General features: G+C 63.4%; 8 protein-coding genes. 1 reads left to right on the forward strand and 7 read right to left on the reverse strand.

Going from position 1 to position 13930, the window contains the following annotated elements:
* Position 1 precedes the first annotated feature (1 nt).
* Together AAFX79_02990 and AAFX79_02995 are read right to left on the reverse strand one after the other, a co-directional pair.
* On the reverse strand, positions 2-1306 hold the full coding sequence (locus AAFX79_02990; GenBank protein MEO1007507.1) for a hypothetical protein: 1305 nt from the start codon (positions 1304-1306) through the stop codon (positions 2-4).
* A gap of 3 nt (positions 1307-1309) precedes the next feature.
* Positions 1310-2479 carry a hypothetical protein gene (locus tag AAFX79_02995; protein ID MEO1007508.1) on the reverse strand — a complete coding sequence of 390 codons (1170 nt, stop codon included), beginning with the start codon at positions 2477-2479 and terminating at the stop codon, positions 1310-1312.
* A 2333-nt stretch (positions 2480-4812) separates the two neighbouring features.
* Here AAFX79_02995 and AAFX79_03000 point away from each other — a divergent pair.
* Positions 4813-5598: a hypothetical protein gene (locus tag AAFX79_03000; protein MEO1007509.1), complete on the forward strand. Its 786-nt coding sequence runs from the start codon at positions 4813-4815 to the stop codon at positions 5596-5598.
* A 236-nt stretch (positions 5599-5834) separates the two neighbouring features.
* On the opposite strand, the gene AAFX79_03005 is transcribed toward AAFX79_03000, so the two are convergent.
* From AAFX79_03005 to AAFX79_03025, 5 genes are read right to left on the reverse strand one after another with little or no spacing between them, the layout of a single operon-like run.
* The gene (locus tag AAFX79_03005) at positions 5835-6650 is read right to left on the reverse strand and encodes a restriction endonuclease (protein MEO1007510.1); all 816 of its coding nucleotides are present in this window, start codon (positions 6648-6650) and stop codon (positions 5835-5837) included.
* A 53-nt stretch (positions 6651-6703) separates the two neighbouring features.
* Positions 6704-8323, reverse strand: coding sequence for a type I restriction-modification system subunit M (locus tag AAFX79_03010; protein MEO1007511.1), 1620 nt, complete (start codon positions 8321-8323; stop codon positions 6704-6706).
* Complete coding sequence (locus AAFX79_03015; GenBank protein MEO1007512.1) at positions 8320-9522, reverse strand: AAA family ATPase; 1203 nt, start codon at positions 9520-9522, stop codon at positions 8320-8322. The genes AAFX79_03010 and AAFX79_03015 overlap by 4 nt, the downstream gene beginning before the upstream one ends.
* Complete coding sequence (locus tag AAFX79_03020; protein MEO1007513.1) at positions 9519-10787, reverse strand: restriction endonuclease subunit S; 1269 nt, start codon at positions 10785-10787, stop codon at positions 9519-9521. The genes AAFX79_03015 and AAFX79_03020 overlap by 4 nt, the downstream gene beginning before the upstream one ends.
* Positions 10784-13846, reverse strand: coding sequence for a type I restriction endonuclease subunit R (locus AAFX79_03025; GenBank protein MEO1007514.1), 3063 nt, complete (start codon positions 13844-13846; stop codon positions 10784-10786). Before AAFX79_03025 ends, AAFX79_03020 begins: the two co-directional genes overlap by 4 nt.
* Positions 13847-13930 lie beyond the last annotated feature (84 nt).

Below are 13930 nucleotides of genomic sequence, written 5' to 3' on the forward strand. Positions count from 1 at the left end.
TCTATTTGATTGGGGCAGATGTCTCGGCGGCGCATCGGGCGCACACGCCATCACAGAGTGCGCGCGAGAGCGCCCAATGCTGGAGCAACTGTCCTACGAGCCGGTGCTCCTGCTCCGCTGGCAGCGCGCCGTCCAGGCGCGCCAGTCCGAGATAAGCGAGCGCACGCGTCGGGCTTAGCGCCGCGACGCGATGCGGATGCATCCCGACGCGGGCACGCGAGCTGCGGAGTGCACGCGGAGTGCGCGAGCCGTGACGCACGATGCGTCGCAGCTCATCGCCGTTCGCACGCGACACTCGATGCGAGAGCATGCGATCGATGAACGGATCCATCGTGGACTCGAGCTGTTGCACGATCTCGCGGGTCTTCGCGGGAGCGCCATCCAGGGGATACATGGTCCGCCACGATCGCTCCAGCTGGGACCAGATCGGATCGGGGTAGACCGTGTTGCCGACGCGGCAACTCAGGACGACGCGGATCCACGGAAACGGGTGCGGGCCATCGAGTCCAACACGGAACACGAAGGCGAGCGGCAACGAGACGACGCCCATCAATCCGGACGTAGCCGCCGGACCGAGCTTGCCGATCGCCCATGCGTCGGCCAGGATCTCCGAGATCCACCGCTGCCACAGCTCCCAGGGATCGAGGCTATTGGACCGCGCCGTGCGAGCGCGGCCAAGGTCCCGCCTCAGGCTGGCAACGAGGTCGAGGAGGCCAGCGACCTGGTGGCCCGCCTCGTGCACGAGCGACGATGCGATGCCGGTGCCAACCATGCGCTCGCGTGGGATGCGCACGATGGCAACCGGCGACGGCGCTCCGCCCGGGAGCCTGGTGCGGGCCCTGCGGATGGCGGCGCCATGGCCTCGATCCAGGTAGGTCACGGCGAGCGGCATCTCTCCGCGATACGACTCGATCTGCATGGCGTCGCTGGCAGCAACATCGAGGCCGCCGATCCACGAGCCAGTCTCGTGCTCGCTTCGCTGCGTCATGACGTCCGCAAAGATGTCGAGCTGGTCGAGCGTTGCATTGAAGCGCAGCTTGAGGAACACGAACTCGCGCTGTACGGCGCGAGCACTCTCTCCGGTGAGTCGCTCGTGCTTCAGGCGAGCCAGGAACCTGGTCACGTGCCGCCCGAGGTCTTCTCGCTGGCAGATCAGCATCTGGTCGATCGCACGCAGGGCGGGCGCACCGACCGAGGCCGACGCGACCGCGGGCATCGTCGCGCTGAGCGGACGCACGCGACGCAGCCGCGTGAGCAAGCCCTGCGCCTCGCTCGCCAGGAATCGAGATGGCGTGACCGCCTGCATGGATCACACCCCAGCGAGGATGATGTTCGAGCCACGGCGGTACCAGCGACCTGCTTGCGCATGCGAAGCACCGCTGCGCCCATAGGGGCGCGATGCATAGCCCGGGCGGCGGTACCCGCGGGCCCTGGCGAAGCCGACAGAACGCTGCTGGCCCAACCCGCCCGATGGCGATCCATAGCCGCGCAGCCCGCCGAACTCGCCCTCGCTCTTGCTGGCGGCGTTCTTGGCCGCACGCTTCAGGGCGATGGCGGCAGCCTTCTTGGGCGGAATGGCGGCCGAGAGCTGGTCGGCATTCGTGGCCGCCTCATTCACGATCGAGACCAGCTGCCTCGTCGCTTCGGCAGGATCGCTCATGGCGAGCTCCTGGCTGGTCTGTGCATCCAGCCAGGACTGGGTCCGATCGTGAATATTGCCAACGGCGCCCTTCGCGGCGGCTACCAGCGTTGGCTTCGCGAAGCTCCAGACCCTTCTCGCACCATCGCTGTTCCAGAACCTCCGAACGCCATTAATGATGTCGCCAAGCTCGTCGTCGGAATCAGCGCTCAGCAAATCCTCGACGATCTCGTCCAGATCGTCGTCCGAGAGCGGAGAGTCCTGCGCGATCACGCCAACTTCCGCCGCCGACGGGGCGACCTTGGCGATCGCCTTCTTGACGGCCTGCTTCGCCGCGGCGGGTGACTCGGGATGCTTGACCGCGTCCTTGGTGGCGACCTCGGCCAGCTTGACGACGCGGCGAGCGATCTCGAACTCCTGGTCTTCTGGGCTCAGGCCTTCGACCTCGGCCTCGAAGAGGCTTCCCACGGCCGAGCCAAGCTGGCCGCCTATGGCGGTCCCCACGCCCGGCAACACCAAAGATCCGAGGGCGCTGCCCACGGTTGGCAGGGCCGCCTTGGCCACGCCCTTGAGCGTGCCGGTGAGCGCTTTACCGGCGCCCGACTTGAGGAAACGCCCGGCCCCCTTCGCCACGTTCTTCACGAGCTTGCCGAGGAATTGCTCCATCTCCTCGTCATCGGAAACGGCTAGCAGATCCGCCGCAAGCTCGTTCAGCTGGGCGTCGGTCAGAGATCGGGCGGCGAGATCTTCGCCGTACATCCCGATCTCACCGAACTCGTCATCCTCTAATCCGATGTCGAGATCGGACATTTCGGGCTCCATGTAATCCAGGTCGTGCATCGGATTCTCCTGTTCTGTGACCAACGCCAGGACCGCGGCTCGCGGTCGTCCGTGCGTAGGCAATGGGCATGCCAGCCCGCTCTGAGGCCCGCTGCGGAGTCTCACGCGTGTCTACGGCGCATGGGATTGCGCTGGGGCACTCGGCCGCGCAGCTCGTTGCGCCGTCGCGATGGCGCAACACTGAGATCTTCAGCGATCCTGCCGTTGGCCATCCGGAGTTTCACGGGGCGCATGCCCGAGCGACCCGGCACTCCACGAAGACGGCACTCTTGATGGGCCCCTTGATGGGAAGGCCAAGGCGAGGCCGATCGATCTAGCTGCGCACGAACTGAGCGTGGCTACGAGCTGGTCAAAGCCGCGGCGCTGGCGGGCGTTCTCGGCTTCGACGGCGTGCCCGAAGCTGCCGCGCCCGAAGCCGCCGGAACAGCCAATACGGCGGCCCGACGAGCAGGGCATATGCGAACGAAATCAGGTTCCACGCGCTCGCAAGCACCAGGACCAACGGGTAGAGCAGGATCCACGGCCATCGCTCGAACAAGAAGGGATCACGGTTCCACTCTGACCAACGGTTCCGATTCACTTACCAAGAATAGCGTGACCCAAAACCACAACGACCCGCCGTCTGGCGGGTCGCGTGTTGGTGCAATAGCGGGGGCAGGATTTGAACCTGCGACCTTCGGGTTATGAGGGCTCCGCGGCCCTACCCCGCAACTCTCGCCCGGACAGCTACTTGCAGTATCCGCCAGGACTTACGCGAATCCCGGCACGGATCCATTGTGCCCATTTCGGCCATGCTTTTCAACGGACTGTGTACAGATTTGTGTACAGGCGCAGCCGACCCAATCCCAAGGCCGGACTGCCCCTTGACCCGAACGGCGGAGCGAACTGCGATCAGGCGGGTGCTGTCAAGGCCAAGCGAGTCCGCGAGCGCCGCGCCTTTACTGCTCCCGTCTGATCGCGACAATGACAGCCGTCGGGCCAAGGTGGCACATTCAGCTGCACTCAGCTGCGTGGAAGGCGAGGTCGTTCGCGACGTGTGAATCGCTCGTCAAGCTCGCTCACCCGAAACCGTACGGGCGAGTTCTTGGCTGATCTCTCTTGATCGGCCTCAGGCAGCGGATCCGCGGCGTCCCTACACCGGTTGTAGAGCGTGCTGGGTGAGGCTCCCTCGTAGAACAGCTGGACACGCGTGCGTTCGATAACGTACCGGTCGCACTCGGGAGTTCCGCGCTGCGGCAACTGCTCAGACACCACCTGAAGCGATCGCTCTGTTGCCGCCTCAAGACCGCCACGCTCGCCGCAAACGATGCAGAGACAGCGGCGGATCTCCTCTACTTGCGCTTCCAAGCCATCAACTGCCGCGCGCGTTTGGGTGTAAAGTCCACTTGAGAGGTCGTGATCCATCGGCACGAAACTACTAGCGGCCTGTACGAGTTCAACAAACTCTCGGATTGGTCCCGGCGGCGGAAGTCGAATTCGAGCGCGATCGGAGACGGGGACTAGCTCTCCGTTCCTGATCGCGCGGTTGACGATCGGACTCGTGAGCACGAGCAGCACCCCACTGAATCGAGTGTGCGCATCCGTGACTGACGCTGGCACGTACTGCGCTACCCAACCTGACTCCGAGCGTCTTGCGGTCAGGTCCAGCTGCCTTCGCAGGATCCTCACCAACTCAACCAGTTGAGCGCCAGGATCAGGCTCCGCGGCGCGCACCTCAATGAGCACCTCGGACCCGAGTTCTATCACACCAGTAGCATCCGCCTCTTCATGCTCTACTTGTTGCATGGTTTCCAACTGTACCAGCGTGGGCAACAGTCGACCGCGGCTGCAGGTTCCCCAAGTGGGCCGGTGCACGGCGATCGTGCCTGTACGGCTTGGCGGAGGGCTGGCAACTGGACGGGTACGACCTGGAGAATGCCTAGCAGAACGCTCGACAGAACCGAGGCGTGCACCGAGGCTAAGGCAGGCGTTGCCCCGAAGGGCCTGAGTTCGCTACTGCCGGACGACTGCCTCTCATTCTGCCTCTCAGCCTCCCAATCCGCCTCTCAATCGATGTCGGGCTCTGGCGGCGGCTTCGACTCTCGGTATCGTCGGTCACCATGATGCCCAAGAACTCGACGAACACCATCCTGACCGACCTACCCCGCGTACCCGCCGCATCCGTTTTACTTGAATCAGATGACAATGTTGTAACAGACCCGCTCGTCACGATCGGCGCAGAGATCCGACCGCGTCGATGCCGATGCTCGTTCTGCGCGCATTGCTGTGTCGCGCTCGGGCTTCAGCAACGCAGCCAGTTGCTCACGGCCCTCCCCACCTTCGCGGGGCTGCTGATGCTGACACTGACCGTCGACCCCACTCTCTTCGAGAGACCGCGCGACGCGTACTTCCACGTTCGCGAGCGAAGGGCCCTAGGCGTCCTCATTCAGGCACTCCATCGGGCTGGCGTACTCCATAGCCGGAGGTTCTGGTACGTCGTGGAGTTCCAGAAGTACACGGAAATGCCGCACTACCACGTGCTCGTCGATGCCTCGTTCATCCCGAAGGACTTGCTCGATCGCGAGTGGAGCAAGAACAGACCCGCAAGGTGCGGACCCCCTCCGTCTAACCGGCCGGCGTTCGGAATGACGCGCATCTCCCAACGGAGCCTCGGCGACCCTGAGCACGCAGCCGCGTATGTCACCAAGTACCTGACCAAGCCAGACTGCATTCCCGGCTGGGTCCTAGACCTGGGAGCAAAGCGCCGGGTCCTGCGCTTCTCGCACAGTCGAAGGCTGTTTCCCAGGAAGAAGCAGCAACCTCGACGGCTCCGCCGGGCTGCCTCAAAGCGCGGTCAGTCTCGATCCTACAGGCAGCGAGCGACCGACTGTGGGCAGCAGTCCGTCGCATTCGTGGTCGGCGCGCGTGTAAACGAGTTCGGAGAGCTTGTGCGTGAAGAGCGGAGGTATGCGGGAGCGGCGTCGCTGACAGCGGATGACCTGTCGAAGCTGGCGGACGGCAAGCCGACGCCCTTGCGCGGTTCTGGCACGGTTTCATCTCTTGCCCAAGACGCGGCGACTCGGCTCGGCAAGACGGTATGGATTGACGGACACCCGAGAGGGAGGCCCGAGGATGCCTAGGCAGGAGTCTCTGTTCATCTCGCCCAAGGAACTGGCGCACCGCTGGCAGGTCTCACGCTCAAGCGTGGATCGCATCGCCCAACGGAACAGGCTCAAGCGATACTGCCTGGGCACAAACCGAGGCGGCACGGTGCGATACTTGCGAAAGGAGGTGGAACGACTGGAGCAACATCACCAAGCATGACAACTGCTTAAACTCAGCCGCCCCGGAGATGCGAGTCCGCCGGGGCCTTGTGTCATTGGGCCTCATCCCTACCGCGGGTCCCCCGACACTTTGGATACGTCGAGCACCCAAAGACTGCCTGCCCCGCGTTCAGACCGCGCTTCGCCACGCGGCGGACCATGGGCGCGCCGCAGTTGGGGCACCGCGGGGTGTCCATCGCCATTGCTGTTGCCTCCGATGGTTCGGTTGGCGTGCCGGGCTCAGTTTGCACGCCCTGCAGCATCCGCAGCAGTTCCTCGCCGTCGATCAGCCGGATCGGGTTGCTTGCCGCGAAGCGCCTCGCGTCGGCGGTGAAGCCCGAGGAGGAGACCACGATGCCCTCGGCCGTGCCCTCGCTGGTCACCACGCCGAGTAGCTCGCGGACCGTTGGAACGCCGACGTTCTTGGTTGTCCACCGCTTGCACTGCACGAGCGTTGCCTTGCCGTCTCTGTTCAGCCACACGTCCACCCCGCCATCGGGTGCGCCGTCGCCGCGGCGTTGTGCTTCGTAGCCCTGGCGGCGGAACGCCTCGGACAGCAACGCCTCGAACCGCTCTGGCGTGAGCGCGCGGACGTCGTCGATGGTGCGGATGGCGTTGAGCCGCCGCGACTCGCCGCGCCGCTGGAAGCGTGCGGCGAACCATGTCGCGAAGATGAGCGCGGCAAAGCACGCGCCGCCGACTTGACCGAGGCGGACGAAGTTCTGCTGGTGTGGCAGGGCCGCCTCAAGCACGAGCGGCACGGCAACGCCCAGGCTGAGGTAGACCAGGAGGGCGAACGCCGGCCCGAGCCACGCGGGGCCGTCGCGGAGGGTGTCGAGGAGGGGGAACGACTGGGTTGGCTTCGCCATGATCGATCTTGGTGTTGTAGGTTGGCACGCCTTCCGCGATGACACCTTTGAAGCTAGTGCAACGGATCGAGCCCAAGCTCCTTCAAGAACCCGTTGTGCCGCCCCTTCGCGTCCTTGATCTGTTTGTGGATCTCCGTCAACTCCGCGTGCACTTCCGCGAGATCGATCTCTTCCTCTGGCTCGGCCGTGCTGACGTAGCGGGAGATGTTGAGGTTGAAGTCGTTCTCTTCGATCTCGCTCATGGGGACGCGGCGGGCGTAGCGATCCTCTTCCCCGCGATGCTGGTACCTGTCGACGATCTTCTGAACGTGCTCGTCGCTCAGGAAGTTCTGCCGCTTGCCCTTGTCAAAGTGCTTCTCGGCATTGATGAACAGCACGTCGTCCTCGCGCTTGCACTTCTTGAGCACGAGGATGCACACCGGGATGCCCGTCGAATAGAACAGGTTCGCGGGCAGGCCGATGACCGTGTCGATGTGGCCGTCTTCGAGCAGCTTCTGGCGGATCCTCGCCTCGGCCGCGCCGCGGAAGAGCACGCCGTGGGGCAGGATGATGGCCATCACGCCGTCGTCCTTGAGGTAGTGCAGCCCGTGGAGCAGGAAGGCGAAGTCGGCGGCGCTCTTGGGGGCCACGCCGTGGTCCTTGAAGCGGGCGTCCTCGCCCGCGTCATCGCCGGGCTTCCAGCGATAGCTGAAGGGCGGGTTGGCAACTATGGCGTCGAACTTTGGGCGCTTGGCGGGGTTGGGGTCGGTCAGCAGGTCCCAGTCGTTCTCGAGCGTGTCGCCGTGGTGGATATGGAACTCGCTGTCCTTGACCCCGTGCAGCAGCATGTTCATGCGGGCGAGGTTATACGTGGTGACGTTCTTCTCCTGGCCGTAGGTCATGCCGACGGCTCCGCCGGCTTCCACGATGTGCCGGCGCACGTTCAGCAGCAGCGAGCCCGAACCGCACGCGAAGTCGTAGACGGCCCCGAGTTTGGAGCGAGGGCCCGTCCTGGGGTCCTGTCCATCGAGCGTGACGATCGAGGAGAGGATCGAGCTGATGCGCTGGGGCGTGTAGAACTCGCCGGCCTTCTTGCCGCTGCCGGCGGCGAACTCGCCGATGAGGTATTCGTAGGCGTCGCCGAGCGTGTCGGCGCTCGCATCGAACTCGGCCAGCTTGTCGGCGATGCGGCCGACGATGGTGCACAGCTTCTCGTTGCGCTGGGCGTAGGTCTTGCCGAGCTTCTCCGAGCCCAGATTGATCTCGCTGAATAGCCCGCCGAAGGTGCTCTGGAAGGAATCGTTCTCGATATGGCTGAAGCCCTTATCGAGTGTCTTGAGCAGGTCGCCTGACTGCGTGCGGGCGAGGTGCGCGATGTGCGTCCAGAGGTACGGAGGCTCGATGACGTAGTGGGCCTTCCTGCGCATCTGCGCCTCGAACGCGTCCACGTCGCCGGGGTTCTCCTCGTACCACGCGCCCAGGGGCGTGCGGCCGCCGTTGCCCACCGCGTCGGGGTCGGGGTAGTCCTTGCCGAGCTCACGCTGGGCGGCCTGCTCGTAGTTGTCCGAGAGGTAGCGAAGGAACAGCAGGGCGAGCATGTAGTCGCGGAAGTCGTCCGCGTTCATGGCGCCGCGGAGGTCGTCGGCGATGTTCCAGAGGAGCTTGCCGAGTTCTGCTTGGTCGCTCTTGGTCATGTTGTGGGGTCGCCCTCTGGTATGGCCTCTTCAGGGAACAGGTCGGCATTGAACGGGTAGCGCTCCAGGAAGTCACGGACGATCTTGCGGAAGTACCAGCGGGTCTCCTCGCCCATCTCCGCAGGCTCAAAGAGCGAGTACTTGCCGTGGCTCAGGAGATCGACGAATCGCTGGTGGAGGATGCCGTCCGCATCGTCCTCGTTTTGCTTGATACACCTGCCGAAGTGGGCGTAGCCGTGGAAAAGCGCAGTTTTTTCCAAGACCGTCCGAAGCATGTTGAAGTGATAGGTGTGGATTATGCCGCCGCGGGCGACCTTGTCCAGTTCGACCAGCGCTGCCACATGGTGGAAGCTGGGTGTGTCCCCTTTCTGCTCGGTCAGACGGTACTGCTCTGTCCCTCGGTCACGGGTAAGCGTGTACTGGGGTGAACGGTTGAAGTGGTTCTTGAGCTCGTAGTGCAACACATTGAAGAACAACTGCTGGTGGGTCGAGATCACGGTACCGACGCCGACGGTGTCGGCGTCCCGATAGATCTGTACCAGATGGTTGGCGACCACGATCGCATTGTGCTCGTCGAGCGAAGACACCGGGTCGTCGATGTAGACGTACCTTACCCAGTCATACGCCTGATCACCGTCGAGCGCGAGCTGAACAGTGGCGAGAAAGAAGCACCAGACGAACACGTTCTCCTCACCGCGCGACGGCTTCAACGGTATCGGGTTGCCATCGGCGTCACGGTCACGGAAGAATAGAACGCAAGGTGCTTTTGGATACTTGTGCCTATCTTCGTCTGGAACTAGCGTCCACTCTTCGCGATCCTCATACTGAATGTAAATGCGTAGATCGGTGTAGCGCTCCAGCAACAGTTCGATACGGCTCTCCATCTCTAGCTCGCGCAATCCTTCAAAAAACGTTGAGGCCGCGTTCAACTGCAGGAAGCGATCTGCGTCTCGCTCGAGGTCGTTGAACCATGTAAACAGGTCTTCTGTGAACGCATTGAAGTACAAGGTGTCGCGAGCCGTCGTTGTGCCTTCGTCGTCCACCTGCTTGCCAAGATCTCGGAATGCGCCGGAGAGGCGGGTCTTGCCCGTGCCGTTGTATGCGAAAAGCAGCACGAACTTCTTCCGGCTGTCCGGATCTGGGTCGAGCTTGCCCCTTACGTACTTGGCCAGTTCGGACAATCCGCTGAATGAACTCACTGCGAACTACCTTGTTGAGCCCGGCGCGAGGACGGAAAGAGCTGCTGCATCAGGGCGTGTTTGTGTTGACGGAGGGCAGCAAGCTTTCCAGCCTGTGAGGTCAGGTGGGCATCGAGTGCGGCGAGGCAATCGGCGATTTGCTGTTGTTCGGCAGGTTCGGGCTTCGACAGCTCTAGCCTCTTGATCTTGTCAGTGTCCAGACGCCCGGTACCATGTCCGGCAATGTCAACAAGTGATCGGAGACTCGGCTTGTTGGCAATCAGCAGGTAAATGAGGAAGTCGCTGCGCGTACCCTTACGGGGAGAAAGGGCCTTGAGATCTTGGTTGAAGGTCATCGGCCGCTGCAACAGGCAGATCGGCACATCCTTCATTAGGGTCATGCCGCGAGTGAGCATAAGCAGTGTGCCAGCGGGTACAAGTCTTGCGCCTTCATCCACGGCGAGCTGCGCGATGTGACTCTTGCTGTCATCCAACAGTACGGTCTTCATGTCTTTTGCGGAGACCCACGGGATGGACCCACCCCAGTAGTGCGGATTGCTCTTTGAAGGTGTTCCGCCTGACTTGATGCTCGCGAGCTTGTCTATTGGCGTGGGCTTCCAATCTGCCGCGTTCCGAAACTCCGGAAACCGAAGCCGCGGCCGGGTCTCGCCGGGGCGGGGGAAGAGTTGCTGCATGAGGCCTGCCTTGTGCAGCCGCAGCGCCTCCAGCGCACGCTCCTCGGCCGCGATCCAATCGCCCAGCGACCCCAGGCACGCCGCGATCTTGCGCTGCTCCTCTGGTGATGTCGTGTAGAGCCGAATCTTCGCGAATCGGTCATACTTGAGATTGAGTGTGTCCTTCACCAGGCCCTGCGAAAAGCGACGAAACTGCTCAATCGCTACGGCTGTCTTGAAGTAGTGCGCGAAGAAATCGCTGTCTTGCCCCTGCCTCGGCGTGCACACGGTGTAGGCTGGGCTAATCAGACCTTCTTCATGAGCAAGAGCACTCCGGCCTTCCCACATCCGCATGGTGTTGTATGCGATATCGCCGGGACAGACTCGCGCGTAGCGAGACTTGTCGGCGTTTGAATTGTCCCTTCTACCGGAGTCTTCTTGTCGAATTAGCCCTTCGGCATCGGTGAGCGACAATAGCGGCAGGCCATCGCCTCCAGTGTCCGTTCTCTCCAAGAAAAGACGGCCGAGATGTCTCGAATCCCACGGCGGATCGTCCCGAAACTCCGGGAACCGCAATTGCGGCGTCAGCTTGGCTGGATGCTTGTTGCTCACTGCTCCCACGCCTCCAGCCCATTAATCCGCCGCCCACCCGCACGCTGGTGCAGCAGCGGGATCAGCCCGCGCATCAGCTCCTGCTCCTTGCGCTGGCGGTCCTTCCAGCCCAAGTCCAGCGGGGCCAGCAGGTCGGTCAGCTTCTCGCCGTCGAAGATCATCCGGCCCAGCACCTCATCGACGAAGGCGCTCAGGCGACCCTCCGGCAGGCCGTGGACGCCCGCCAGCCCCGCGAGTTGCTCGGCCTGCCGCCGGGCCTTGAACCGCGCGTAGCCATCCCTGACCTCCTGCTCGCTCAGGCCCTTGCCCGCTTCCAGGCTGCGGACGTAGGCGGCGATCTCGTCCTTCTCGTCGAGGAACTTGGCGTCCGACTCGATCAGCCCGATCAGCTCCTCGCGCGTCAGCTTGGAGCGCACGGGCTTGGCGTCCCTGCCCGTGCCCGCCTGCGACAGGTCGCTGATGAGCTTCATGATGTAGTCGTAGTCGATCGTGGCCGAGGCGAAGAGCACCAGCTCGAAGTCCAGGTTGTCGACGGTGCGGTTGGGCTCGTCGCTGCCGGCGGCGGCCCGCTTGAGCTGCTTGGCGGTCTCGAGGTAGGCCCCGCGGAAGCCGCGGGCCTCGTCAGTAGGCAACACGGCCTCGATGGTGGCTTCCTGCTTCTCGGTCAGGTCGGTGTACTGGCCGAGCTGCGTGGCCAGCCGCTGGACCTCCTTGAACCGCTCGACGAAGCCGGCCCGGGCGTCGTCGCCCTTGAGGTTCGCCACGCTGCTGGGCGTCGGCGGCAGGCCTTGGCTCTCCATGAACGCGTCAAGATCGGCCTTAGCCTTCCTGAACTCCTTGATGACTTCTGACGCGGGCTCGACCAGCCAGATCTCGCGCGGCTTGTCGGCGTTGTCGCCGGTCGTCTGCAAACCGGAGAACATGCGGATGGCATCGTTGACTGCGTCTTCCTGGCCGCGGAAGTCGAGGATCTGGCCGTGCGGCTTGGTGTCGTTCAGCACGCGGTTGGTGCGGCTGAAGGCCTGGATGAGCCCGTGGTGCTTGAGCTTCTTGTCAACGTACAAGGTGTTGAGGTACTTGGAGTCGAAGCCGGTCAGCAGCATGTCGACCACGATGACCAGATCGACCTTGGCCCCGCCGGGCGTGCCGTCCGGTCCCTTGGTGTCCTCGTCGGGGAACCGCTGGCTCTTGATGCGCTGCTGGACGTCCTGGTAGTACAGGTCGAATTCGGCGATGCTGTGATTGGTGCCGTATTGCTCGTTGTAGTCGCTGATGATGCGGGTGAGCGCGGCCTTCTTCTTGTCGGGCTCCTGCTTGTTGTCTGCCTGCTCCTGGGGCAGGTCCTCCTGGAGCTGCTTGACGTCGGCGTTGCCCTCGGCCGGCGGCGAGAACACGGCGGCGATCTTGAGGGGCTGGAAATCGGGGTGGGTCTGTGTGCGGCCGAGCTGCGTGGCCTTGAAGAGCTCGTAGTACGTGATCGCGTCGTCGATGCTGCCCGTCGCGAGGATGGCGTTGAACTTGCGGTGATTTGTCGCCGCGTCGTGCTTCTTGAGGATCTCGTCGACGATGGCCTTCTTGGTCAGCTCGCCCGTGGGCTGCACGTTCGTCTCGGCCGAAGGCTGGAAGTAATCGACGTGGAACTTCAGGACGTTGCGGTCCTCGATGGCGTCGGTGATCGTGTAGGCGTGGAGCTGCTGCTGGAAGATGTCGGCCGTGGTCTTGTACGTCGCCACGTCGCCCTCGACCCTGATCTGCGAGGCGTTCTCCTCGAAGATGGGCGTGCCCGTGAAGCCGAAGAACTGGGCACGGGGGAAGAAGTCCTTGATGGTCTCGTGCGTGCGCCCAAACTGCGAGCGATGGCACTCGTCGAAGATGATCGCCATCCGCTTGTCGCGGAGCGGGGCGAGCTGGCTCGAATAGGTCTCCTGCCCGCGCTCGCTGCGCTTCTTGTTGCGCTTGCTCTGCTCGTCGAGCGCGAGGCCGAGCTTCTGGATCGTCGTCACGATGACCTTGTCGGCGTAGTTGTCGCTCAGCAGGCGGCGGACGAGCGTCGCCGTATTCGTGTTGTGCTCCACGCTGCCGGCCTGGAAGCGGTTGAACTCGTCGCGGGTCTGCTTGTCCAGGTCCTTGCGGTCGACCACGAAGAGCACCTTGTGAAGGTCGTCGTTGGACTTGAGCAGCGTCGAGGCCTTGAAGCTCGTCAGCGTCTTGCCGCTGCCGGTGGTGTGCCAGATGTAGCCGTTGCCGCCGCCGTTCGAGGCGCCGTCCTTGATGCAGTCGATGATCTGCTCGACGGCATAGATCTGGTACGGCCGCATCATGAGCAGCTGCCGCTCACTGGCGACGAGCACGGTGTAGCGGCTGATCATGCGGCCCAGCGTGCACTTGGCCAGGAACGCCTCGGCGAAGTCGTCCAGGTGCGGGATCTTGGTGTTGCGCTCGTCGGCGAACTCGTACACGGGCAGGAACCGCTCGTCGGCGTTGAAGGCGAAGTGGTTCTTGTTGTTGTTCGTGAAGTAGTACGTGCGGTCGCGGTTGCTGACCACGAAGAGCTGCATGAAGCACAAGAGCGTGTTGGTGTAGCCGTTGCCCGGATCGGCCTTGTAGTCGACGATCTGCTGCATGGCCTTGCGCGGGCTGATGCCCAGCGTCTTGAGCTCGATCTGGACGGCGGGGATGCCGTTGATGAGCAAGATGACGTCGTAGCGATGGTGGCTGTTGGCGGTGTTGATGCGGAGCTGGCTGACGACCTCGAAAATGTTCTTGCACCAGTCCTTGATGTTGACCAGCGTGTAGTGCAGCGGCGTGCCGTCGTCCCGCACGAGCGTCTGCGGCTCTCGCAGGCGGGTAGCGGCCTCGAAGACGTCGGCGGTGATGGTGTCGGTCAGCAGGCGGTCGAACTCGGCGTCGGTGAGGGTCACCCGGTTCAACGCCTGGAAGTGCTCGCGGAAGTTGCGATGCAACGCGTCGCGGTCGCGGATCTCGGGACGATGCAGATACTTCAAGCCCTGCAGCTTGGCGATGAGGTCGTCTTCGAGTTGGCGTTCGAGGGTGGTCATGCTGTGAGCGGGCGTCCGTGCGCTTCGATGAGGGACATCCTACCGCACGCCCCACAAACAACCCACCCGACCGGACAACGCCTC

The sequence above is a fragment of the Planctomycetota bacterium genome (assembly GCA_039819165.1).
In the GTDB taxonomy this organism is placed as follows: domain Bacteria; phylum Planctomycetota; class Phycisphaerae; order Phycisphaerales; family UBA1924; genus JAHCJI01.